Annotated in this window: 18 protein-coding genes; 5 read left to right on the top strand and 13 right to left on the bottom strand. The window is 66.4% G+C overall.

What is annotated here, in order from left to right; all coding sequences use genetic code 11:
* The first annotated feature begins 106 nt into the window (after positions 1-106).
* Together EIK80_RS14685 and EIK80_RS14680 are read left to right on the top strand one after the other, a co-directional pair.
* Positions 107-3,511, top strand: a complete 3,405-nt coding sequence (locus EIK80_RS14685; RefSeq protein WP_158624698.1) for a glycosyl hydrolase — start codon at positions 107-109, stop codon at positions 3,509-3,511.
* 879 nt (positions 3,512-4,390) lie between these two features.
* Positions 4,391-5,878: an MASE4 domain-containing protein gene (locus tag EIK80_RS14680; RefSeq protein WP_158624697.1), complete on the top strand. Its 1,488-nt coding sequence runs from the start codon at positions 4,391-4,393 to the stop codon at positions 5,876-5,878.
* Here EIK80_RS14680 and EIK80_RS14675 read toward each other — a convergent pair.
* The 13 genes from EIK80_RS14675 to EIK80_RS14615 form a co-directional block, all read right to left on the bottom strand.
* Positions 5,850-6,683 carry a response regulator transcription factor gene (locus tag EIK80_RS14675; RefSeq protein WP_199743486.1) on the bottom strand — a complete coding sequence of 278 codons (834 nt, stop codon included), beginning with the start codon at positions 6,681-6,683 and terminating at the stop codon, positions 5,850-5,852. The two genes, EIK80_RS14680 and EIK80_RS14675, sit on opposite strands and share 29 nt — an antisense overlap.
* Before the next feature lie 63 nt (positions 6,684-6,746).
* Positions 6,747-6,983 carry a 4-oxalocrotonate tautomerase family protein gene (locus tag EIK80_RS14670; protein WP_125157738.1) on the bottom strand — a complete coding sequence of 79 codons (237 nt, stop codon included), beginning with the start codon at positions 6,981-6,983 and terminating at the stop codon, positions 6,747-6,749.
* An 11-nt stretch (positions 6,984-6,994) separates the two neighbouring features.
* Positions 6,995-7,705: an SDR family NAD(P)-dependent oxidoreductase gene (locus EIK80_RS14665; protein ID WP_125157737.1), complete on the bottom strand. Its 711-nt coding sequence runs from the start codon at positions 7,703-7,705 to the stop codon at positions 6,995-6,997.
* Between the two features lie 135 nt (positions 7,706-7,840).
* On the bottom strand, positions 7,841-8,797 hold the full coding sequence (locus tag EIK80_RS14660) for a LysR family transcriptional regulator (RefSeq protein ID WP_125157736.1): 957 nt from the start codon (positions 8,795-8,797) through the stop codon (positions 7,841-7,843).
* Positions 8,798-8,888: 91 nt separating this feature from the next.
* Complete coding sequence (locus tag EIK80_RS14655) at positions 8,889-10,154, bottom strand: carbohydrate porin (RefSeq protein ID WP_125157735.1); 1,266 nt, start codon at positions 10,152-10,154, stop codon at positions 8,889-8,891.
* A 36-nt stretch (positions 10,155-10,190) separates the two neighbouring features.
* On the bottom strand, positions 10,191-10,799 hold the full coding sequence (locus EIK80_RS14650; protein WP_125157734.1) for a VOC family protein: 609 nt from the start codon (positions 10,797-10,799) through the stop codon (positions 10,191-10,193).
* Between the two features lie 35 nt (positions 10,800-10,834).
* Positions 10,835-11,662, bottom strand: a complete 828-nt coding sequence (locus EIK80_RS14645) for an enoyl-CoA hydratase/isomerase family protein (RefSeq protein ID WP_125157733.1) — start codon at positions 11,660-11,662, stop codon at positions 10,835-10,837.
* Positions 11,659-12,282 carry an isochorismatase family cysteine hydrolase gene (locus tag EIK80_RS14640; RefSeq protein WP_125157732.1) on the bottom strand — a complete coding sequence of 208 codons (624 nt, stop codon included), beginning with the start codon at positions 12,280-12,282 and terminating at the stop codon, positions 11,659-11,661. Before EIK80_RS14640 ends, EIK80_RS14645 begins: the two co-directional genes overlap by 4 nt.
* A gap of 3 nt (positions 12,283-12,285) precedes the next feature.
* Positions 12,286-12,822, bottom strand: coding sequence for a hypothetical protein (locus tag EIK80_RS14635; protein WP_125157731.1), 537 nt, complete (start codon positions 12,820-12,822; stop codon positions 12,286-12,288).
* A 19-nt stretch (positions 12,823-12,841) separates the two neighbouring features.
* Positions 12,842-13,864, bottom strand: a complete 1,023-nt coding sequence (locus EIK80_RS14630) for an alpha/beta fold hydrolase (protein WP_125157730.1) — start codon at positions 13,862-13,864, stop codon at positions 12,842-12,844.
* Between the two features lie 12 nt (positions 13,865-13,876).
* Positions 13,877-14,950 (bottom strand): redoxin family protein, encoded by a 1,074-nt coding sequence (locus EIK80_RS14625; protein ID WP_125157729.1) that lies wholly within the window; start codon positions 14,948-14,950, stop codon positions 13,877-13,879.
* 83 nt (positions 14,951-15,033) lie between these two features.
* Positions 15,034-16,344 (bottom strand): epoxide hydrolase family protein, encoded by a 1,311-nt coding sequence (locus EIK80_RS14620; protein WP_125157728.1) that lies wholly within the window; start codon positions 16,342-16,344, stop codon positions 15,034-15,036.
* A gap of 194 nt (positions 16,345-16,538) precedes the next feature.
* On the bottom strand, positions 16,539-16,961 hold the full coding sequence (locus EIK80_RS14615; protein ID WP_125157727.1) for an OsmC family protein: 423 nt from the start codon (positions 16,959-16,961) through the stop codon (positions 16,539-16,541).
* 149 nt (positions 16,962-17,110) lie between these two features.
* Between EIK80_RS14615 and EIK80_RS14610 the strand changes: the two genes are divergently transcribed.
* The 3 genes from EIK80_RS14610 to EIK80_RS14600 all read left to right on the top strand — a co-directional run bounded on the left by EIK80_RS14610 (position 17,111) and on the right by EIK80_RS14600 (position 23,131).
* Positions 17,111-19,423 (top strand): TonB-dependent receptor, encoded by a 2,313-nt coding sequence (locus tag EIK80_RS14610; protein WP_158624696.1) that lies wholly within the window; start codon positions 17,111-17,113, stop codon positions 19,421-19,423.
* A 103-nt stretch (positions 19,424-19,526) separates the two neighbouring features.
* On the top strand, positions 19,527-22,760 hold the full coding sequence (locus EIK80_RS14605; protein WP_125157725.1) for a PAS domain-containing protein: 3,234 nt from the start codon (positions 19,527-19,529) through the stop codon (positions 22,758-22,760).
* Complete coding sequence (locus EIK80_RS14600; RefSeq protein WP_125157724.1) at positions 22,760-23,131, top strand: response regulator; 372 nt, start codon at positions 22,760-22,762, stop codon at positions 23,129-23,131. Before EIK80_RS14605 ends, EIK80_RS14600 begins: the two co-directional genes overlap by 1 nt.
* Positions 23,132-23,141: the final 10 nt, after the last annotated feature.

The raw sequence follows: 23,141 nt of genomic DNA, 5'->3' as shown, positions 1-23,141 counted from the left end.
AACTTATAAACAATAATCTCATGGGATGGGACGAAAGGGATCGCTTTTCTCCAGATCCCGTGGGGCCTTCAGCGCCGACTCGTTGGCCCTCGACGAAAGCGTCCCGATGACCCAGCCCTCCCCGCGCCGCCGCGCCAGCTTCGCCTGCGCCCTGCTCCTGGCATCCAGCGCGCTGAGCGCGCCCGCCCTTGGCTTGGCTCAGGGCGCCGCCGATCCGCTGGCGGCCGGGTTTCAGTCGCCGCCGGAATCGGCCAAGCCCCGCGTCTGGTGGCATTGGCTTTCAGGCAACGTGTCCAAGGCCGGCATCACAGCCGATCTTGAATGGATGAAACGCATCGGCCTGGGGGGCATGCAGATGTTCGACGGCGACCTCGGCGCGCCCAAGGTCGTCGACCACCGCATCGCCGCCCTGACGCCCGAATGGCGTGATCATCTGAAATTCGCCGCCGCCGAAGCCGATCGCCTGGACCTGGAATTCGGCATGGCGGCCGCGCCGGGATGGAGCGAGACCGGCGGTCCTTGGGTCAAGCCCGAGGCCGGCATGAAGAAGGTCGTCTGGGCCGAGACCCAGGTCACGGGCGGCAAGCGTCTGGCCGCGCCCCTGACCTCGCCACCGCGTCAGTCCGGGCCTTTCCAGGACGCGCCCCACGTCGACTTCACCGGTAAGCCGCTCGTCGGCCCCGAACATTTCGACACCATTTCGGTGCTAGCCTATCGCCGTCCGACCGGGGACATACCGCTGAGCGCCCTGGCGCCAAAAATTTCGACCCAGGGCGTTGAGGGCGCGGCAAGCCTGCTCGTCGACGGCAAGCTCGACCAGTCGGTGATCCTGACCGATCCCAAGCCGGGCGCGCCGGTCATCATCAGCTTCGATTTCGACAAGCCCCAGATCATCCGCGCCCTCACCTATGCCGGTCCGGTCGGCGATCGCTTCAACACCGGTCCTGGCGGTCGCCTGGAGGCGAGCGCCGACGGTAAGGCTTGGACGGTGGTCGCCGCCTTGACCGGAGCCGGGCACAATCCCGCGCCCCAACGCACCTTCGCCTTTCCCGAAACGACCGCGCGGCATTTCCGCGTCATCTTCGACCAGCCGGCTACCACCGAGAACCCCTGGCCGCGTGGCCCGGTGAAGGTCGCCGAACTGGCTCTGACGCCCGGAGCCCGGGTCAATCACTTCGAGGACAAGGCCGGCTTCGGCGTCGCTCCCGAGGACGAGACCCTGCGCACGCCGGCGGTCACGCCGGGCGCGGCCATCGCCTCCAAGGACATCCTCGACCTGACCAGCAAGCTCAGGCCTGACGGTACGCTCGACTGGACGCCGCCGAAGGGCGAGTGGTCGATCCTCTGGCTCGGCTACTCGCTGACCGGCGAGGTCAACCACCCTGCCACGCCGGAAGCCACCGGCCTGGAGGTCGACAAGTTCAATCCCGCCCACGTGCGCGACCACCTGGACGCCTATCTCGGCCCAGTGGCCAAGTCGCTGAATGACCTGGTCGGGGCCAAGGGCCTCAGATACATCATCACCGACAGCTGGGAGGCGGGCGACGAGAACTGGACTGAGGCGATGGCCAAGGAGTTCAAGGCCCGTCGCGGTTATGACATGACGCCGTTCCTGCCGGTCCTGGCTGGCAGGGTCGTCGACAGCGCCGAGGTCAGTGACGCCTTCCTCTGGGACTTCCGTCGCACCCTCGCCGACCTGCTGGCCGAGAGCCACTACGGGACCATCACCCGCTACGCCAAGGAACATGGGCTGGGCTACTACGGCGAGGCGACCGGCGCGGCTTGGCCCACAGTGGCCGACGGCATGCTCGCCAAGAGCCTGACCGACATTCCGATGGGCGAGTTCTGGGACATGCCGTTCGGCGGCGAGGCGGCCGCGTTCCAGGGCGTGCGCAGCGACGAGTTCCCGGCCGATATCGTCGAGACCGCCTCGACCGCGCACGTGTACGGCAAGTCGCTGGTGGCGGCCGAGTCCTTCACCTCGTCCCAACCCCTGTGGACCCGGACCCCCTGGACCTTGAAGTGGATCGCCGACCGCTACATGGCCATGGGCGTGAATCGCCTGGTGATCCACACCTCGCCCCACCAGCCCGATACGGTCGAAAAACCCGGCCTGACGCTCGGTCCGTTCGGCCAGACCTTCACCCGCAACGAAGCCTGGGGACCGCTGGCCAAGCCCTGGGTCGATTATCTCTCCCGCAGTTCCTTCATGCTCCAGCAGGGCGCGCCCGTCGCCGACCTGCTCTATTTCTGTGGTGAGGGCGCGCCGTCGGGGGTTCCCTATCGAGAAGCGGCCAAACCGGGACCGGTCGAGGGCCATGGCTACGACTACGTCAATGCCGACGCGCTCTTGCGGCTGGCCAAGGTGGAGGACGGCAAGATCGTCTTTCCAGGCGGGGCGGCCTATTCGGCCTTGGTGCTGCCCGACACCCTCGATCGCATGACCTTGCCGCTGCTCGAGAAGCTCACCGCCCTGGTCGAGGCCGGCGGCGTTCTGGTCGGACCGCGGCCGCAGGGCTCGCCGAGCCTGGCGTCGGACGATGCGGCCGTACAGGCCGCGGCCCGCAAGCTCTGGGGCCAAACCGACGGCCGCATGGCCACCCGCGCCGATTTCGGCAAGGGCCGGGTCTACTGGGGTAAGACCCCGGCCGAAGTCCTGGCCGACCTCAAGGTCGTGGCCGACTTCGACTATACCCGGCCGAGCGTGGAGACCAAGCTGATGTTCGCACATCGACGCTTGGCCAACGGCGCCGAACTCTATTTCGTCACCAACCAGACCGACCGGACCGAGACGCTCGACGCGATCTTCCGCACCAGCGGCAAGGCGCCGGAAATCTGGCGCGCCGACACCGGCGGGGCCCGCGACGCCGGCTACCAGTTCGACAACGGCCGCACCACCGTGCCCCTGAAGCTGGCGCCCTACGACGCGGTCTTCGTGGTCTTCCGCAAGCCGGCGACCGCGCCGGCGGCCACGGTGGCCGAGCCAGTCGAGCGAAAGGTCGCGACGGTGTCAGGGCCGTGGTCGCTCAGCTTCGAAGCCAACAGGGGCGCTCCGGCCAAGGTCGAGAAGACCGCCCTCGGTTCCTGGACTGACAACGCCAGCGCCGACATCAAGTACTATTCGGGCGTTGGGACCTACAGCCATGCGATCAAGGTCGATCCGAACTGGCTCAAGGGCGGCCAGCGACTGACCCTTGACCTGGGCCGGGTTGGCGACGTCGCCGAAGTCTGGCTCAACGGCAAGCGCGTTGGCGGCCTCTGGAAGGCGCCCTACCAGATCGACGTCACCGAAGCGGCCAAGCCCGGCGACAATCAGCTGGTGGTGAAGGTGGGAAATGTCTGGCTCAACCGCTTCATCGGCGATCGCCAGCCCGGCGCGACCAAGCAGGCCTTCACCAACGCCGCCGAGGGCGGCGGCTTTGCGATGCTCGGTAAGGGCATCAGCAAGGATAGCCCACTTTCGCCCTCGGGCCTTATCGGCCCCGTCACCCTGTGGAGCGTTGGGCGCTAGGTGGTGGTGACGATCGAGCTATTTGAGCCAAAGCATGATTGCGACGTGGTATGGTTTCTCCTTTGGTTTCAAAAACTTGAGTGTGGCGTCAGTGAGCATGAACGGCCTCCTGCGCACTCCGAAAACCGCGAAAAAGGCCGCAAAATACCGTCACGCCTAAAACGGCACGGCGGAAGCGACTTTTCCTGAGAGAATTCAGGGGCTTGATACTGGAAAAGCACCGTCAGGCCTGACTTGCCGTGACGGTGTCAGCCGCCCGGCCTCGCGAGCAAGGTCGCGGCGACACCGTCAGACGCACGAAATGTGAACTGGCTCCACCGATCGCCGCCGATCATTGGAGATCCAAAATACAAATTATTTCAATAATTTATGCTATATTCGCGATGGTCCGCGAAGGTCCCGAAAGGACCCTGAATCACTCCCACTCAATTGTGATTTCAAGCTCAGTGAATTGAATTCACTGAGCTTTTTTAATAACGCGCTTGTGTCTACCCGTGATCGATACGACAGAAATCTAGAGTTTTGATTTCAAAAGGAAAACCCAAAGTTTGACATGACGTCATTTCTGTGAGCCCGCCAGTTCCTAGCCAAGCTTCCGGCTGCGGATTTACTTTCGACATGTGATAAGGACCCGGTCCAGGGAGGCAACAGACTGGCGCTATCGGTAGAGAAATCTCGATTTCTGCTCGAGCTCTCCTATTATGGAGCTACGCACCAGGGCCGTTCGCGCACACTTCACCGCACGGCGTCACAACTTCGTAGGCCGTTATGCAGAGTGATGGTGAGCGTAGTTCGCGCGACGACGAGGTCGTTGTCCTCACGGGGGCAGCGCCAAGCTCGACGCAAAGGCTCCTGGCGCTCGTCGTTGTCCCTGGCGTTTTGCTGCTGCTGTTCGCCGTCACACGCCCTTTCGCCACCACTCAGTGGCCTCGGGTGCCGGCATTCGTGCCCATCGAGACCTCGGCGCTCTTCGTGATCGATTTGATCACGGCGGTGATCCTCTTCTCACAGTGCTCGATCCTGCGCAGCCGCGCCTTGCTGATGATCGCCAATGGCTATCTCTTCGCCGCACTGATCCTCATTCCCTACCTGCTGGCCTTCCCTGGTCTTTTCACGCCAGACGGGGCATTGATGGGAGGCTTGCAGAGCACGGCGTGGCTCTACATCCTCAAGCATTGCGGGCTGGCGGCGTCCATGACGGGCTTTGCCCTCCTGAGCCATCGCGCACCGAGAGCAGCCGAGCGCGACGGGCGCTTTCCACCCATTTTCTTGAGTATCGCAGCAACGGCTGTACTCGTTGCGGCGCTGGGAACGCTGTGCATTGCCGGCCACGGACTGTTGCCCATAGTGGCGACGGATGGACGACGTTTTAGCGCCAACTGGATATTGTACGCGGGCGTGCCGATAAGCGTGCTTTATGGCTTGGCTGTATCGCTACTCTGGCCGCAGCGAACCACGATCCTCGGACTGTGGCTGTGGCTCGTAGCGAGCGTGCACCTCGCCGGCGTCCCCATCGCGTTCTTCGGCCCTTCAAGCCGCTTCAGCATTGGCTGGTACACGGTCGTCATTATCAATCTCGTCGCTAACAGTCTGGTTCTCGTGGTTTTGCTGGTCGAGGTATCGAACCTGTACAGCCGCCTCCTGGAGGCGGTGCGAGCTCAGCGGGCCGAGCGGCAAGCGCGCCTTTTCACCGGCGACGCCGTAGCGGCGATGATCGCACATGAAGTCAAACAGCCACTGGCGGCGATGATCATGCGCGCCCGGACCAGCGCGCGAACACTGTCCGCTCCGGCGCCCGATCTAGCGAAGGCTAGAGATAGCCTGGATAGGATCGCGGCCGATGGCCTGCGCGCGGCGGAGGTCATTGACAGCATCCGCGCGAACTTCAAGCAGGGCCAGCGCCCCAGCACCGTAGTCGACATCAACAAGTTGATCGCCGACACGGTGTCCTTGATGCAAGCCGACCTGCGCAAGCGGAGGATCCGGGTACGCACGCGGCTCGAGACGCTCGGGCTCGCAGCGCCGGGCAACCCCACACAGTTGCAGCAGGTGCTCGTTAACTTGATCACCAATGCGGCCGAAGCCACGTCGGTCGCGGGCGCGGCCCCGCCTCTCGAGCTCCGAGCTCACGCCCGTGAGGACGGCAAGGTTCTAGTGTCAGTCGCTGACTTCGGGGCCGGAGTCAGCGAGCAGCACCTCGAGCGAATCTTCGACCCGCTTTACACGACCAAACCTAGCGGCATGGGCATGGGTCTTTCGATCTGTCGCTCGATCATCGAGGCCCATGGTGGGCGCATCTGGGCGTCGCCCAACAACCCCAACGGCGCGGTATTCCAGTTCACCCTGCCAGCGGCGACAAGGCCCTGACGCCGAGCGCAGCTGCAGTCCAGAAGCCGCCTTCCGATGTGCCGAGCCCGCCAAGCGCGAACTGCTCATGCGATCCAGCGGCCAGAGCCAGGATATCCGTCATTCGCACGAGTTCGGCCAACGACGCGGCCATCATCTTTCGCATCACGGCTCCACGATGAGCTTTCACCGTGATCTCGCTCAAGCCCAGGTCGGCGCCAACCTGCTTGTTGAGCTTGCCGGCGGTGACCAAGGCCATGACTTGGCGCTCGCGAGGCGAGAGGGTCGCAAAACGCCCTTGGAGAATCGCGAGGCGTTCGGCCTGGAGATGTCGCAGGCGCGCCAACCGGACCGCCGCGCGGATGACCGTGATCGCGCTTTCATCATCGATCGGCTTTTCAAGGATATTGCTGACTCCGGCCCTGATCGCCCGGACCGCGGCCGGAAGCTGGTCAGGCTCGGCCGTCGCGACGACGGGATAGGCCAGCCGCACGGCGCCCCACTCTGGCTGATACATCGCGGACAGCGGTCCAACGAGTTCGGCGGCGATCACCAGGCAACCGCCATCGCGATGAGATGTAGCGGCATGGAAAGCTTCTATCCCCCGGTGCAGTCGAACCGTCATTCCATCCGCCTTCGCGAGCCTGGCGACCCGTTGCCGGAAATCTTCGTCCGGCTCGACAATGTGCACCACGTCGGCGGCCGTGGGGGGCCGCGCGCTGATTGCCTCCCCGGACGTCCGGAGCGAGATCGGGCCAGTGGCTTGCGAGGCGGGCCGCCCGACTTCAAAGCGGACGAGCAGGTCATCATCGATTTGGTGGGCCATGTGAGCCTCGATTGTCGGAACGTGGGCCGTCGCGGCGCGACGGCCCGGTGTCGGCGGGATCAGTCAGGTCTGACCGGAAGCTCGTCGCTTGCGGTATTCGGGGACGGGCAAGCCGCCCCAGCCCCAGTTCTCCAACTCGACCTCCTCGATGACCACGAACGTCGAGTCGAGGGGCTTGTGGAGTACGTCGAGGAGCAACTGACTCACCCCGGCGATCAGGGCCGCCTTCTCCTCGGGCGTTGCGGCCACGCGATTAGGACCGGAGCCTTCCCGCGTGATCTGGATGTTGACGATCGGCACGACGATCTCTCCTAGTGGCCGGCGCTTTGACCGCCGTCGACGTGCAGGATTTCACCTGTCACGAAACCGGCGCTCTCCAGGTAGAGCACGGCCTCGACGACATCTCGGATCTCACCAAGACGCCCGACCGGATGCAGCCCGGCCAGGAACGCATGGGTTTCGGGGGCGTGCATCGGCGTCTTGATCACCCCGGGCGAGACAGCGTTGACCCGGACCCCCTTGTCGGCGAACTCGATGGCGAGGGATTTCGTCGCCGAGTTAATGCCGCCCTTGGTCAGGCTGGCCAGTACCGAAGGCACGTTGGTGTTGGCGTGATCGGTCAGGCTGGTGGTGATGCTGACGATGTGGCCGGAGCCCTGCTTGAGCATCCCCGCCGCCGCCCACTGGGTAATATGGAAGAAGCCGATCAGGTTTGTTGCGAGGTTCGCGTCGAAGTCTTCCGGCGTGAAGGCGGTGAACGGCTTGGCCGTGAAGATGCCCGCATTATTGACCAGGGTGTCGATCCGGCCGAAGCGATCCAGGGCTTGGCCAATGACGCGCTCGGCGGTCGCGGGGTCGGCGATGTCGCCTGCGACGGCCAGGATGTCGGGGTCGCCGCCCTGCTTGATCGAGCGCGATGTCGCCACTACGCGGTAGTTTCGGCTTCGATAGGCCTTGACCAGTTCAGCGCCAATACCCTGGGAAGCGCCGGTGACGATGGCCACCTTCTGTTCGTTGCTCATGGTTTGCCTCATGTGACGGAGGCGTGGATCGCCACCGGATGAGTGCAATGTCGGGTCGACCGACCACCGAGAGAATGGACACTTTGGTATCGGCAGTGTTGCGCGAACCGGTACAATTGGACCCGGTGGGTGGGATTAACCCCGGATCGTGGCGTGGTCGGATGCAAGCGCCTCGGCGTCGGCCGACAAGCGCGCAAACTCGGCCCTCAAACGTGGCGCGGCGAAGTCCAGGAAAGCGCGGACCTTCGGCGTGGCCGTCCGCCCCTGCGGCGTCACCAGGTGCACCGGGAGCGGCGGCGGCTCAGCATCCCGGAGAAGCAGGCGCAAGCTGCCGTCAAGCACACGCTCGGCCACATGATAGGTGTAGAGCCGGGTCACTCCGACACCAGCGACCGCGGCCGCCAGAGCCGCCCGGACGCTGTTGACCACCAACCGGGGCTTGAACTGGACCGATCGCGCGCTCCCGCCCGGCGAGGCCGGCGGAAACACCCAAATGTCGTGTCCGAAGTGCGTGGTGGTGACGATCCGGTGCCGGACAAGGTCGGACGGCTCCTCAATGCGTGGGTGCTCGGCCAAGTATCGCGGCGCGGCGGCGACCACCCTTCTCACGCCACCGCCGACCTTTACCGCCAGCATGGAGGAGTCGGGCAACTGCCCCACCCGTAGCGCGACATCGATCCCCTCCTCGACCAAGCTGGCGTGCCGGTCGAGAAGCAGCAGATTGACGGCCACGGCTGGAAAGGCGTCCAGGAAGGCGTCGATCACCGGCCGAAGGATTTCCTCGCCGCTGATCGGTGGCGCGGTGATGGTCAGAGTGCCGCGGGGCGCGGACCGTTCGCCGAGAACGACGAGATCGGCCTCCTCCAGATCGACGAGGATGCGCCGGCAAGCGGCCGCATAGCGCTCGCCGGCCTCGCTGAGCCTCAGCGAGCGCGTCGTCCGATGAATGAGCTCGACTCCGACGTGCTGTTCGAGGGATGCGATCGCTCGGCTGACGGCGGCCGGCGAGCGCCCAAGCTTTCTTCCCGCCGCCGCCAGGCTGCCCTCGTCCAGCGCCGCGACGAACACCCGCATCGCCTCAATACGGTCCATGACGCCCTTCCTGAGGATCAACTTCAATCCGCACCAAGCGATACCTCCAAGCGGTGCAGCGATCCATTCGTCGCAGGCGGGCCACGAACGGTCAGAAACTTGCGCTCGTCTTCAGGCCGAGAACGATGACGTCCCGTTTCGCCGCCAGGCCGCCCGGGTTATGGATGTACTGGAGGTTCGGACGGACCGTGAGCGTCGGCGTCGCCGCCCAGCCGTAGAACAGCTCCAGCGGGTACTCGGCATGAGGGGTTGGCGCGGCCCGGGACGCCCCTCGATTCTCCTGCGCTATGCGTCGCCGGACCTTGCGGTTGACGCCCAGCCGCCCCAGGGCGAGCCCGAGTGTGTCTTGCGGCCGCGACGCCAGCGGTCCGCGCCAGAACACGCCGACCTCGCGCACCGAACCGACGACGGAGACATCCTCGTCGGACTGGATGAAGTTGGCGAACACCGTCGGACCGCGACGTGGATCGCCCGGCGCTGGATGAAGCGGCTGCTCGGCCATCAGATAGTAACCGCTGGCATGGTTGAGGCGACGGGGCCGTCCGCCGTCTTGTCCGATCGGCGATCCGGCCTCGTTGAAATAGAGATCCTCGAACTTGCCCGTATTGCGCCAGACACCGATCCGGTAGGCCCCACCTAGGCCCGCCAAGTGCGGTGTCCACGTCAGTTCCGCAACGGCGTGCGCCCCGGTGGTTCCGGACGGATTGCCAAGCTCCAATCCTTGGTCCGGCCGGGTGAAGGTCGGATTGACCTGATAGACCGCCGTCTGAAGCCACAGCTTTTCGGCCAACCGGCTCTTGATCGCGGCCGCCCACTGGCTGGCGGGCCAAGTGTGCCAATTGGGTGTGATGTAGCCCGGGACCGCCCCGCAGAATCCCAGATTCTGGAACTCGCAGGAGAACGGAAAGATGTCGCCGCTCATCGGCAGACGGCCCAGTTTGACCGTAACCCGGCCAGCCATCAGCGTCTGTTGGTAGTAGAGCTGAGCCAGGCGCGTTGTGCGACCATAGCCGTAAATCTCCTGCGGGCTGAGCAGGAGGCCCAGGCTTCCCTTTTCGTTGAGGTCCACGCCGTTCCGGTTGGTGAGCGTCGCGTGCAGACTGGCGCCCTCCGGCGCGCCGATCCGCTCAAGATCGAAGTTGGCGTCCAACATGATCTGGTCGGCGTAGCTCGCCTCACGGCTTTCCCCGCCCCGCGCGTTGCTGGCGATTTCGTTGACGTAGGTGACCTGCAGGTCCACGCCCCGATCGTGGAGTGTCTGGCGCACGCCCTTCCAGTCGCCGAGCGCATAGGGCGCCGGGTCGGGAGCTTGCGCCCATCCAGGAGGGGCGAGCGCCAGCACGACCAGACCGGCCATGAGCCAGCTCACGACCTTCGGGGGACCGGCCACGTCTCAACCGCCGGCCTGGGCGGCAGCCATATGGGCCGCGTACCAATCGGCCCAGGCGGGGTCGGCCGCGCCGGTGAGCTTCTCGTGCTCGCCGTGAGCGGCGGCCGCGCGTCGCAGAGCCTCGGCCAAGTCGGCGACCGAGCTGAAGCTGGTCACGCCGGGGTCGATGCGGCCCGGGAAACGCGACGTGATTTCCTGCAACACCCAGCCGTTGCCGTCAGGATCGTCGAACGTCACGAACGAGGCGTAGCTTCGCCGCTGAGGGTCTGGTCCCTCGGCGCGGGCGGCCGGATCAAAGCGGTTGTAGCCCCCTGCCGCGTCATGGAAGACGGCGCTGGCCTGCACGCCCTTGCTGACCAGTTCGGCCCGCGCGGCTTCGATGTCGGTGACGATCAGATGCAGGAACTGCGCCGTGCCTGGCGCGGACGGGGTCAGTCCCGTGCCGATCAGGATGGAGGCGGGCGAGCCTGGCGGCGTGAACTGCAGGATCCGACCGCCCGCGTCGGTCGTGATGTCGGCGTCCACGCGCCAGCCCAGGCGGCGATAGAACGCTGCCGCGCGGTCGACGTCCGACACCGGTACGACGACCACCTCGAGCTTGTAGTCAGACATTCTCGCCTCCTCTTGTTCAGCCTGCGGCCGCGCGCTCAGTCCGGAGCAAGCCCGCGGAGATAGCGACCGAAGTTCAGCTCGAAGTCGCTGCGTCGGCCGTAGTCGAACCTGCCGAGCCGGGCGCGCCGGGCCTGCGTGTCGGGGTGGCGCAGGGCGTCGAAGAACATCCGGTTGCTGGACTCCAGTTCGTCGCCCGTCGGTACGCCCACGCGGTTGACCTGCGCCTTGAGGTCACCGAGCGTCTGACGGTCGAACGTGGCCAGTCGTCCGGCCAGCGCGTCCACGAACTCGTCGAGCGCATCGTCGTCGAGGGCGCGGTTTATCCAGCCGTAGCGCTCGGCCAGGTCAGCGTCGAAGTCGTCGCCGCTCAGCACGATTTCAAGCGCCCGCGATCGACCGGCCAGGCGCGGCAGCCATTCCAGCGCCCCGCCTCCGGGTGGGAGGCCAACGCCTACTTCCGGATTGCCAAGGATCGCGCTCTGGCGGCTGGCGAAGCGCATGTCGCAGGCGAGCACGAACTCGCTTCCAACACCGCGCGTGCGGCCGCGGATCTTGGCGATGCTCACGACCGGCGAACGGGCCATTCGGACGACGACGTCGATCCAAGGCGAATGGCCACTGGGTCCGGCTGTCCGCGGGAGATCGGCGGCTCGGGCCGTGTCGAAGTGGGCGATGAAGAAGTCCGGATCCGCGGATTGGAAGATCATGACCTTGGCCTGGGGATCGGCCTCGATCTCGGTGACCACCCTCTGCAACGCGATGATGCCCTCGGGCGCCAGCATGTTGATCGGCGGATTGTCGAACGTGATCCGCCAGACACCCGGCTGAGATCGATCGACCGTCAGGTGACGCTCGGCGCTCATCGCGGGATCTCCCGCAACCGGCCCACCAGGACTGCGGTCGTGAGGATTTCGCGGGTGTAGGTCGGACCATTGATCTCGTGGGCGGCATGCATCGCCTCGGCGCTGAAGGCGGCCGTCGCGTCACGCACCAGGGTGACGTCGTAGCCTAGCTCCATGGCGAAGCGGCCGGTGGCTTCGATACAGGTGTTGGCGATCAGTCCGACCAGGATCAGGCTCTGGATGCCCGCTTGTCGGAGTCTCAGATCCAGATCGGTATTGGCAAAGCCGCTGGAGCCCCAGTGCTCCTTGGCGACGATATCGCCCTCCCGCGGCTGGAAGTCGTCGTGGAACGCGCCGCCCCACGAGCCGCGGGCGAAAATCTGGCGCTGTGCGCCGGCCCGCTGGTAGGGTGTGGCGTGGCGCCAGTCCTCGTAGTCGCCTGGCTCCCATCGGTGGTGCGGCACAAAGACGATCTGCAGCCCGGCCGCCCGGGCTTCGGCGACGACCGTGCGCAGGTGGTCAAGCAGGCTCACCTCCTCGGCGATCGCCCTGAGGCGCGGCCAGGTCTTGCCGCCCTCGCTCAGGAAGTCGTTGTAGGGGTCGACGAGCAGAACGGCGGTGGTCTTGGGATCGTAGGTCATGGTTCAACCTTTCGCGGCCTGGCGCAGGGCGTAGCGCTCCAGGCTGGCGGCGAAGAGCGGTGTCTCTCCGGCGTTGTGGGCGCGGCTGAACGGCTGACGCTGAGCCCGGAAGACGTCGAACGGGATGCCCTGCCGGTCGAGATAGGCCGTGAACTCTTCAGTGGCCCAGGTCCGCACGTGATTGGTGAACTCGCAGCGACCATCGTCGAGCGGCGCCACGCTCAGTTCCCACATCACCACCATGGTCGTGCGTCCCGCGGCGGTGAAGAGGTCCGAGACGGACTCCAGAACCAGGTGGTGCGGCTCTGCGTGCTTCTCGACGTAGTGCTGGACCATCGGCGTGCCGCCGATCACCTCGACGTTGATCGACATCCTCCGGCCGTCCGGCGCCGTGGTCGCGCCGGCCGCGACGTGGGCAGGCGAGCACCCTTGGTATTCCTTGTCCGGCAGGCTGAAGCACCACGCCGGGATGTCGATAGCCCCGATCGGCGCGTTGATCACGGCCGTGAAGCTGGAGTCGACGATGACATTGTCTTCCATGGGTCCAATCCTTCTGAAATCAGCCGCGGGCGGTGTCGAGGATCGCCAGAGCGAAGGCCTCGGGCGCCTCCTGAGGCAGGTTATGGCCGACGCCGCCTTCGACGGTTCGGTGGGCGTAGGGTCCGGTGAACTTTGCCGCGTAGGTCGCGGGCTCCGGATGCGGGGCGCCATTGGCGTCGCCCTCCAGGGTGATGGTCGGGACGCCGATCGTTGGGGCGCGCGCCAGGCGTTGTTCCAGCGGCTCGTAGCGCCCCTCGCCCTCCGCCAGGCCCAGCCGCCAGCGATAGTTGTGGATCACAACGGCGACGTGATCGGGATTGTCCAAAGCGGCCGCCGAGCGCTCGAACGTGGCGTCGTCGAAGGTCCATTTCGGCGAGGCCAGCCGCCAGATCAGTCGGGCGAAGGCCCGGCGATTGGCGTCATAGCCGGCGCGACCGCGCTCGGTCGCGAAGTAGAATTGGTACCACCACTGCAGCTCCGCCTCGGGCGGCAGTGGCCGCGCTCCGGCCGCCTGCCCGCCGATCAGATAGCCGCTGACCGACACCAGGCCCCGGCAGCGCTGTGGCCACAGCGCGGCGATGATGTCGGCGCTCCGCGCGCCCCAGTCGAAGCCGGCGAGAACGGCGCGCTCGACACCCAGCGCGTCCATCATAGCCACGGTGTCCAGGGCGACTGCCGAGGGCTGCCCGTTGCGGAGGGCGTCGGCGGAGACAAAGCGGGTCGCACCGAAGCCTCTCAGGTACGGCGCGATGACACGGAGTCCATCGGCGGCGAGCCGGGGCGCGACCTCGGCGAAGGCGTGGACGTCATAGGGCCAGCCGTGCAGCAAGATGACCGGCGAGCCATTGGGCGGCCCCCATTCGGCGTAGGCGATCTCCAGATCGGCTGTCCTGACCCGCTTGAGCGATGGAAGAGGCGCGACCGGGGAGCCAAGATTCGATGGCGACGCGGCCAGGCTGGTGGGGGGCAGGCTCGCCGTCGCCGCCGAGACCACGGCGGCGCCCAGGAGGGTGCGGCGAACGGGATCAATCGTCTGGGACATCCGGTTGCTCCGCTAGCCGAAGGTGAAGCAGTAGGCGCGTGGTCCCGCGTCCTGGAACTCGATTTCGAAGGTTCGATCGCGGACCACTCCGGCCTGACGGATCAGCTGGTGCATTCGGGCCTCGCCAAGCTCGCCCCAGCCGGCGGCGTCGATGTCGACGCCGTGGTCCGCGCCAGGCTCGGCGCCGTCGATCCGCACGCGAAAGCGCGTGGCGCGCTCATCCGCCCCCGGGCTCATCACCAGATGCAGATCGCGAGCATGGAAGCGGAAGACGATCGATCCGCCGGCCTGTTCCACGGCGGCGAATTCCGGCTGGACATCCCACCGTCCCGAGAAGCCCCAGGCGTTCAGCGCCAGGCGCCCGGGCGCCGCATAGTCGGCCGCGCTCCCACGGCGCAGGCCGCCCCGCCCCGCGAAGTTCTCGGCCTTGGCGTAGCCGGTATAGGTCTCGGGGCTGGCCAAGTCGCCCCAGTCGGGCGCCGCCTGAGCCCGCTCCCCGACCACAGGTGAGAGCGGCTCCGTAACGCGTTGCCCCCGGACCTCGCCCAGCAGATCCTGAATGACGCGTTCTGAGCGAGCATAGTCTTCCTCACCCAGCCGTCGGTGCCGAATGCGCCCAGACGCATCGATGAAATAGAATGCCGGCCAGGCTGTGTTGTCGAACGAGCGCCAGATCGCGAAGTCGTTGTCGAGCACGACCGGATAGCGCACGCCCTGCTCAGCCACCGCCCGCCGCACCCGGGGCAGCTCGCGTTCGAAGCTGAATTCGGGAGTGTGGACGCCAAGCACGACCAGTCCGCGATCAGCGTACCGGTCCGCCCAAGCGCGTAGGTAGGGTAGCGGCCGTAGGCTGTTGATGCAGGTGTAGGTCCAGAAGTTGACCAGAACGACCTTGCCCGCCAGGTCGCCGGCGAGCAGAGGCTCGGTGTTGAGCCAGGCCATGCCGGGGGACAGCGCCTTGAGTGACTGGGCCTGGCTGACGCCGCAGGTGGCCAGCAACGCACCGGCGGCCGGCGCGGCCATCAGTCCGAGGGCGGCGCCTCTGCGGGTCGGCGAGACGGTTGACGGGCGGGAAACAGCAGGCATCGCGCATCCTCTGGCGACGAGTTAAGTTTCGGGGCGGATCGGACTTTGGGGGGAGGACGCCGATCCGCCCCGCCGGCCGCGGCTTAAGCGCGCCGCAGCGGCCGGAAGGCGGCCCGGAGATCCTCGGTCAGCCGCTGTGGCTGCTCCCAGGCGGCGAAGTGCCCGCCCTGGTCGTGCCGCTTGTAGAAGACGAGGTTGGGATAGGCCTTGCGCGCCCAGCTCTCGGGGGCCTGGTAAAGCTCGTCGGCGAAGGCGCTGACCGCCACTGGGATCGTCACGCCCTTCGGCGCGAAGAAGGCGAGCTTGCTTTCCCAGTAGAGTCGCGCGGACGAAACGGCCGTATTGGTCAGCCAGTAGAGCGCGACGTTGTCGACGACGTCTTCCTGCGAGAGGCCTTCCTGTTGGCCGGCGAACACCCGCGCGATCAGCTGCTGGCTCTTGGCGTCGTGGTCCAACATCCAGGCGGCCAGGCCGATGGGCGAGTCGGCCAGGGCGTAGAGCGTCTGCGGCCGGTTGGCCATCTCGTTGGCGTAGCCCAGGCCGTGCTTGTAGAAGGTGTCGAGCTGGTCGAAGGCGCGGCGCTCGTCGGGGGTCAGGCCGGCCGGGGCGGGCTCGCCATACTGCAAGGCCCTGGCCACATCGGCGGGCACGGTGGCGGGCATGTTGGTGTGAATGCCGATCAGGCCCTTGGGCTTGAGCAAGGCCATCTGCTCGGTGACGGCGTTGCCCCAGTCCCCGCCCTGGGCGACGTAGCGGGTGTAGCCAAGGCGCTGCATCAGCACGACCCAGGCCCGGGCGATCCGGATCGGATCCCATCCCGGCGTTGTCGGCTTGGCCGAAAAGCCATGGCCTGGCAGTGACGGGATCACGATGTGGAACGCGTCCGAAGCCGAACCGCCATGCGCCGTCGGGTCGGTCAACGGACCGATGATCTTCAACTGCTCGATGATGGAGCCGGGCCAGCCGTGCGTGACGATGATCGGCAGGGCGTCCGCGTGCTTGGACCTGATGTGCAGGAAATGGATGTCGAGGCCGTCGATCTCCGTCACGAAATTGGGAAGATTGTTCAGATAGGCCTCGCAGCTACGCCAGTCGTAGCGATTGGCCCAGTAGTCGGCCAAAGCCCGCATGGTGGCCAGTTGCACGCCCTGGCTGTCGTCCCCGACGGTCTCCTTCTCCGGCCACCGGGTCGCCAGGATCCGGCGCTTGGTGTCGTCGAGCGCGGCTTGGGGGATCTGGATCTTGTAGGGCCGGACGCCGACGCCGCCCGCCGGCTCGGCCGAGAGCCCGGCGATCTCGGCGGCCGCCGAACCGGCAAGGCCGATCGCCCCGGCGACGGTCGCCGACGCGGCGAGGAAGTGCCGGCGGGTGGACGGATAGAGTTCGGATTTCATGGCTGCTCTCCTCGACTTTGTCTGGAGTTCTTCGAGAACTTCAATTTCGAAGACAGCATGTATTGAGACTTTGCAGGCGCTCCATCAGACGTTGGTATTGGCGATACCTTGGTATGTGAAGGACAAGACAGGGTCAGAAATGGCAACGACCGTCGCCGGCCTGACCAGCGACGATCGCCCGCGTGACCAACCCTTCAAACCAGACTGACAGAGAGCGTGATCTCGGCGTTCAGCGCCTTGGAGACGGGGCAGCTCTTTTCGGCCTCGCGCGCGATACGCTCGAAGTGCTCGCCGTCTATCCCCGGAACCGAGGCGCGCACGCTCAGCGCCGAGCGGGTGATCGTGAAGCCCTCTCCGTCCCGCTCCAGCGAAACCGCCGCTTCGGTGTTCAGTTCGGTGGGCGTCAGGTCCGCCGCTTGCAAGGCGAAGGCCAGGGCCATGGTGAAACAGCCGGCGTGGGCGGCCGCGATGAGTTCCTCGGGGTTCGTGCCAGGCTGAGCCTCGAACCGGGTCCTGAATGAATAGGGGGTGTCGTGCAACGCCCTCGAGCCGGTCGAGAGGACGCCTTCGCCATCGCGGCCCGAACCTCGCCAAACCGCCTGCGCCTTGCGGATCATGTGTAGCTCCCTTGGCCGGACGATCCGGCCTGGCCACCATCGACGATGCGCGCGGCAAGTCGATTGGACCTTGGTGTCGCCGATACCTTGGTGCAATCGACGCCCCCGCCGCCCCACGCGATGCTCGCGCGCGCTTTGGGGAGAGTGGCATGCACCGAGGTTGGCGGGCTTTGGGCCTTGCGATGGTGGTTGGTCTCGCCGCGGGACCAGCGCTGGCGGACGACGACGGCGGGCCATCGATCGAGCCGGTCATCGTCACGGCGCAGAAGCGCCAGCAGACGGCTGACAGCGTGAGCATGGCCATCACCGCCGCCTCGGGCGAGACCCTCCGCCTCCGAGGGATCGACGCCGTCTCAGACCTGCCGCGCCTCGTGCCGGGCTTGACCCTCCAGGAGAGCAACTTCGCCTCGACCTCGATCACCCTGCGTGGTGTTGGCTTTTTCAACAGCGACCTGGCCACGCCGCCGGCGGTGTCCATCTATCTCGACGAAGCGCCCCTCCCCTACCCCGCGATGAGCAAGCTCGTCGCCTTCGACCTGGCGAGGGTGGAAGTACTCAAGGGACCACAAGGCACACTCTTTGGCCAGAACGCCACGGGCGGCGCGGTCAACTACATCGCCGGAAAGCCTGGCGAGGTCTTCGAGGCGGGGGCGGAGGCGACCTATGGCCGCTTCAACCGCGCCCGCCTGAGCGGCTACGTCGCGGGCCCGATCTCCGACACCCTGACGGGCCGGATCGCCGTGCAAGGCCGCTGGGGCGAGGGTTGGCAAAAGAGCATCAGCCGACCAGGAGACCGCCTCGGCCGGGTTCGCGAGTTGCAAGGCCGGGCGACCGTGGAATGGCGGCCGACGGACGCGCTCACCAGCCGCCTGACCGCGACGCTGACGCATGACGGGTCCGACAGCCTGGCGGGTCAGTTCCATGCCGCCGCGCCGATCGTGCCGGCGCTGGTCATCCCTGGACTGCTCGCCTTTCCCGTCGTCGCCAAGCCGCGCGCGGCGGATTGGAGCGCAAGGGCCGTCGGCGCGGATCAGCCGTTTCCGTACGCCAGCGACACCAGCTTCTTCCAGGCGCTCTGGCGCACGGACTACCGGCTGCGGAGCGAGCTCACCCTCACGTCGCTGACAGCGTTCACGTCCCTGGACCTAGCCTACGGTCAGGATCCGAACGGCACGCCGTTCAATCTGAACGAGGTCATCGACGAGGACGGCGTGATCGCCTCCTATTTCCAAGAGCTTCGGCTATCGGGACACAAGCGGCGGCTGACCTGGCTGGTTGGCGGCAACTACGCTCATGACAAGGTCAAGGACCAGCCGCGGCAGATCTTCCGCGACGTCGACCTGTCGCACATGTTCGAGGCTCTCGATCCGCTGGCCTATGCTGACCTCAACCAGATGACCAGCCGCGTCCGTGTCGACACCGCCGCCGTGTTTGGTCGCCTCGAGTATGGGCTTACCGACACGCTGATGGTGGAAGGAGCGCTGCGCTACAACAGCGACCGGCGCAGCTTCGACAGCTGCGTGCTGGCGGTGACCGACCACTTCGCCCGCTTCTGGAACTTCTTCCGTGGCGGTGCCGCGCCGCCCACGCGCGTTGGTGACTGCATCGTCCTCGACCCAGCAAACGGCTTGCGCCCCGTCGAGAACGTCCACAGTGACCTTGACCAGGACAGCCTGTCCTGGCGCGCAGGGCTCAACTGGAACGTTCGACCCGGTTTGCTCGCCTACGCCAATGTCAGCAAAGGCCTCAAGGCGGGCACGGTTCCCGTGGCTTCGGTCTCGGCCGTTCCGCAATATGCCCCGATCCCGCAGGAGTCGGTCATCGCCTACGAGGCCGGCGTCAAGGCAAGCCTCCTCGACCGACGCGTCCAGCTCAACGGCGCGGCTTACTACTACGACTATCGCGACAAGCAGTTGCGCGGCGCGGTCCAGGACGTGGCGTTCGGCCCCCTCGAGGCGCTGGTCTCGATCCCAAGGTCACATGTGCTGGGGGCGGAGGCCCAGCTGGTCGCGCGCCCGACCGAGGGCTTGGTGCTGGACGCCGCCCTCACCTACGGCCACACCCGCATCGACCGGTTCGAGGGCTTCGACGCCACTGCGGTCTTTGGCGACCAGTCCGGCACGCCATTCCCCTTCTCTCCCCCGTGGCAGGCGGTGGCCAATGTCGATTACGCCTTCCCGCTGAACGACCAGTTGCGCGGCTTCGCCGGCGGCTCGCTGACCTACCGCAGCGCCACCTACGCCGGGGTGGGCGCCCCCGAAAGCTTCCGCATCGCCGCCTACGCGCTGCTTGACCTGCGCGTCGGGATCGAGCGGGCCGACGGCCGCCTGCGCGCCTGGGCCTGGGGGCGCAACGTCACCAACGAATACTACTGGACGAACGTCTTCCTGAACGCCAACGCGGTCGCCCGTTTTGTCGGCCAACCCGCGACCTATGGCGTGACACTGGCCGCACGCTTCTGAGCATTCGACCGTGGACGTCACCTCCAACCAAGACCAAAGTACAATGGACGGCGGGTCGCGTTGGTCCGCATCGTCACCGACTGGCGGGCCATGAAAGCCAAGAATGGACACCGACCTTCGCCGACTGCTGGACGCGCTCCCCGGGATGGTCTGGACCGCCACGCCGGATGGCGCGTGCGACTTCGTCAACGAACGCTGGCGTGACTTCACCGGGGTCGGACTTGAGGCGCTGGCCGATCAAGGGTGGATTTCCTTGTTCCACCCCGAGGACGTCCCCGGCGCGTTGAGCACCTGGGCCGCGGCGCAGGCGGAGGCAAGGCCGCGAGAGATCAACATCGTGGCCCGGATCCGGCGCGCCGACGGCGTCTATCGGCGTTTGAGCCTGCAGACCCGGCCGCTCTATGACACGGGCGGGACGCTCACGGGCTGGTGCGGCGTCAACACCGACATCGAGGATCGGACTCGCGCCGAGGCGCAGCTTGCGGCCGAAAAGCGCCTGCTCGAACTCGTGGCGCGCGGCGTGGATCTGCCCAGCATCTTCGAAACGCTGTGCGCCGAGGTCGAGGGCCTCAGCCCCGACTCCCTCTGCAGCATCCTGTTCGTCGAGGAAGATGGCGATGACGGGCGGCGTCGGTTCCGGGTCGCCGCCGGTCCCAAGCTTCCCGAAGCCTACAACGCCGCCCTCGATGGCCTGCGGGTCGATCCCCACTACGGCCCCTGCTCACTGGCGGTGGAAACCCGATCGACGATCATCGCCGCCGATCCGCCTCGTGATCCGCGCTGGAGCGCGTCGGCCTGGCCCGGTCTCGTCACCGGGTTTGGCTTGGCCTCCTGCTGGTCGGCCCCGATACTGGGCAGCCATGGCGAGGTGCTGGGGATCTTCGCCATCTACAAGCGCGCGCCCAAGGGCCCGACCGACCAGGAAGAGGAGTTGATCGACCGGTTCGCCCGGATTGTCGGCGTGGCGATCGAACGCGCCCGGGCCGACGAGGCCGTGAAGGCGCACGCCGCGCGGCTGCGCCGCGCCCATGACCATCTGGCTCAGGCCCAGGAACTCACCCACACGGGAAGCTTCACGACGGACCTGGCCGCCGACACCCACGTCTGGTCCGATGAGCTCTATCGTATCCTCGAGTTCGAGCCGGGCGCGGCGGTCTCGCTTGGCGCGCTTCGATCCCTGATCCATCCGGACGATCTGGAGGCGTTCAACGCCGGTCTTGGCGCGACCCTGAACACGGGCGTCGACTTCGATGTCATCTTCCGCCTCACCACGCCCAAGGGGGCCCTGAAGTACCTCCACGCTGTCGCCAAGCACGTCGAGGCCGGCGCATCTCCCATGTTCATGGGCTCCATCCAGGATGTGACCGAGAGCAAGTTCTCCGAAGAGGCCCTCAAGGCGAGCGAGGCCGATTTGCGGCGCGCCAACCGCTATCTCGCCGGCGCCCAGCGCCTCAGCAAGACGGGCAGTTTCACATGGGTCGTGGAGACCGATGAACAGGACTGGTCCGAGGAGCTCTTCCGGATCTGGGAGATGCATCCGGGGGACGACCGCACGGTCTCGACTCTCAAGTCAACCCGCCTGCATCCCGACGATGTGTCGGGCGTCGAGAGGATCATGGGGCCGGCGGTCGCCGCCGGAGCGGACTACGAAGTCTCCTATCGCATCATCACGCCGAGCGGAGCGATCAAGCACCTGCATACCGTCAACCAGCGCCTGACCGACATCACCGACAAGCTCGTCTATGTCGGCGCGACCCAGGACATGACGGCCAGCCGGCGAGCCGAGGAAGCGTTGAGGGCGCGCAAGGCCGAGCTGACGCGGGTGAACCGTTATCTCGCCGCCGCCCAGACCCTCAGCCGGATCGGCAGCTTCACGCTGGACACCGCCACTGGCGTCCAGGACTGGTCCGAGGAAAACTACCGGATCTGGGAGTTCGATCCCCAGACGCCGCCGACGATGGAGATGGTCGCCGCAGCGATTCACCCCGACGACCGCGACCGCGCCCTAGAGACGCTCGGCGCGGCGACACAGGAGGGCGAGGACTTCGAAGTCTCCTACCGTATCGTCACCCGTAGCGGCGCCCTCAAGTATCTGCGCACGGTGGCCGTGCGGGTTCCCGACATCGAGGATCATCTTGTCTTCTTTGGGAGCAGCCAGGATGTCACCGAGGACAAGCTTGCCGAGGAGACGCTGCGCGCCAGCCAAGCCGAGCTCGTCCGCGCCAACGCGCACCTGACAGCCGCCCAACGCCTCAGCAACACCGGTAGTTTCACCTGGGACGTGCTGGCGGACGACCATCATTGGTCCGACGTCATCTATCAGGTGTTCGGCTTCGAACCGGGGAGCAGGGTCTCGGTGGGCATGATGTTGGCCGCCATTCATCCCGAGGACATAGCCGATGTTCAGGCGCTGATCGGCGAGGCGTCGAACGGCGAGAATTTCGAGCTCGTCTTCCGTATCGTCCAGGCGAGCGGCGACCTGCGCTACGCCCACGTCATGGGCCATCGCATCGACCAGGTCCCCGACCACCCGGTGTTCATGGGCGCGCTGCAGGACATCACCGCCCGCAAGCTGGCCGAGGACGATCTGAACCGGGCGCGCGCCGAACTGGCTCACATGTCCCGAGCCGCCGCGCTCAGCACCCTGACCGCTTCGATCGCTCACGAGGTCAGCCAGCCGCTGGCCGGGATCCTGGCGAATGGCAGCACCTCGGGTCGAATGCTGGCGCAGGTCCCCCCCAACCTCGACGGCGCCCGCGCCGCGATCCAGCGCACGATCCGAGATGGTCAGCGCGCCTCCGAGGTCATCAAGCGCCTGCGCGCCATGTTCGTCCGGCGACCGCCCAGCTTCGAGCCAGTGGACCTGCAAGAAGCCGCGCGCGAGGTGCTGGCCCTTTCGGCGAGCGAACTTCAGCGCCGACGCGTGCTCGTGCGCACCGATTTCGACGAGGGGCTGCCGCTGGTGCAGGCCGACAGAATTCAGATGCAGCAGGTGATCTTGAACCTTCTCCTCAACGCCGTCGACGCCATGGAGGCGGTGGATGACCGTCCGCGCGAGTTGCATATCGCCTCGCGACGTTCGGACGGCCAACTGGTGCTCGAGATGCAGGACGTGGGCGCGGGAATCGAAACCGACAACATCGACCAGCTCTTCGACGCCTTCCATACGACCAAGCCCGAGGGCATGGGCATTGGCCTCTCCATCAGCCGGTCCATCGTCGAGGCCCACGGCGGCCGGCTCACGGCGTCGCCCAACCCCGATGGTTCGGGCGCCACCTTCTCGTTCTCAATCCCCTGCGATCCGCCGAGCGCAGGCCTTCGCACAGGGCACGCGTAATGACCAACCCAAGCCTCGTCTCAGTAGTCGACGACGACGAGTCGGTGCGTGAGGCCCTGCCAGAACTGCTGCGGTCCTTTGGTTTTGACACGCGGGCGTTCGACTCCGCGGAGGCTTTCCTGGCGTCGGACGCCTTGGAGGGCACGGGCTGCCTGGTGCTTGACGTCGCCATGCCCGGCATGACGGGCCCTGAGTTGCAACGCGAACTCGCCCGCCGACAAATCAAGGTCGGCATCGTCTTCATCACCGCCCAGTCGGACGACCGCGTCGAGGTCGACGCCATGCGCCGCGGCGCCACCGCCTTTCTGCTCAAACCCTTCGATGAGACCCTGATCATCGACGCCGTCAACGCTGCGCTTGGCAAAGAGTAAGGGACCTTCC

The organism is Caulobacter sp. 602-1 (assembly GCF_003931565.1).
In the GTDB taxonomy this organism is placed as follows: Bacteria; Pseudomonadota; Alphaproteobacteria; order Caulobacterales; family Caulobacteraceae; genus Caulobacter.
Note: the sequence above shows the minus strand (reverse complement) of the source record. Positions and strands in the feature narration are given on the sequence as shown.

Excerpts from the sequence above, each read along its gene's own strand:
- EIK80_RS14600 (WP_125157724.1), top strand. The coding sequence starts at position 22,760 with ATGACCAACCCAAGCCTCGTCTCAGTAGTCGACGACGACGAGTCGGTG.
- EIK80_RS14620 (WP_125157728.1), bottom strand. The coding sequence starts at position 16,344 with ATGAAATCCGAACTCTATCCGTCCACCCGCCGGCACTTCCTCGCCGCG.
- EIK80_RS14655 (WP_125157735.1), bottom strand. The coding sequence starts at position 10,154 with ATGGCCGGTCTGGTCGTGCTGGCGCTCGCCCCTCCTGGATGGGCGCAA.
- EIK80_RS14685 (WP_158624698.1), top strand. The coding sequence starts at position 107 with ATGACCCAGCCCTCCCCGCGCCGCCGCGCCAGCTTCGCCTGCGCCCTG.
- EIK80_RS14615 (WP_125157727.1), bottom strand. The coding sequence starts at position 16,961 with ATGATCCGCAAGGCGCAGGCGGTTTGGCGAGGTTCGGGCCGCGATGGC.
- EIK80_RS14660 (WP_125157736.1), bottom strand. The coding sequence starts at position 8,797 with ATGGACCGTATTGAGGCGATGCGGGTGTTCGTCGCGGCGCTGGACGAG.
- EIK80_RS14625 (WP_125157729.1), bottom strand. The coding sequence starts at position 14,950 with ATGCCTGCTGTTTCCCGCCCGTCAACCGTCTCGCCGACCCGCAGAGGC.
- EIK80_RS14650 (WP_125157734.1), bottom strand. The coding sequence starts at position 10,799 with ATGTCTGACTACAAGCTCGAGGTGGTCGTCGTACCGGTGTCGGACGTC.
- EIK80_RS14605 (WP_125157725.1), top strand. The coding sequence starts at position 19,527 with ATGGACACCGACCTTCGCCGACTGCTGGACGCGCTCCCCGGGATGGTC.
- EIK80_RS14645 (WP_125157733.1), bottom strand. The coding sequence starts at position 11,662 with ATGAGCGCCGAGCGTCACCTGACGGTCGATCGATCTCAGCCGGGTGTC.
- EIK80_RS14635 (WP_125157731.1), bottom strand. The coding sequence starts at position 12,822 with ATGGAAGACAATGTCATCGTCGACTCCAGCTTCACGGCCGTGATCAAC.
- EIK80_RS14675 (WP_199743486.1), bottom strand. The coding sequence starts at position 6,683 with ATGGCCCACCAAATCGATGATGACCTGCTCGTCCGCTTTGAAGTCGGG.
- EIK80_RS14630 (WP_125157730.1), bottom strand. The coding sequence starts at position 13,864 with ATGTCCCAGACGATTGATCCCGTTCGCCGCACCCTCCTGGGCGCCGCC.
- EIK80_RS14640 (WP_125157732.1), bottom strand. The coding sequence starts at position 12,282 with ATGACCTACGATCCCAAGACCACCGCCGTTCTGCTCGTCGACCCCTAC.
- EIK80_RS14610 (WP_158624696.1), top strand. The coding sequence starts at position 17,111 with ATGCACCGAGGTTGGCGGGCTTTGGGCCTTGCGATGGTGGTTGGTCTC.
- EIK80_RS14665 (WP_125157737.1), bottom strand. The coding sequence starts at position 7,705 with ATGAGCAACGAACAGAAGGTGGCCATCGTCACCGGCGCTTCCCAGGGT.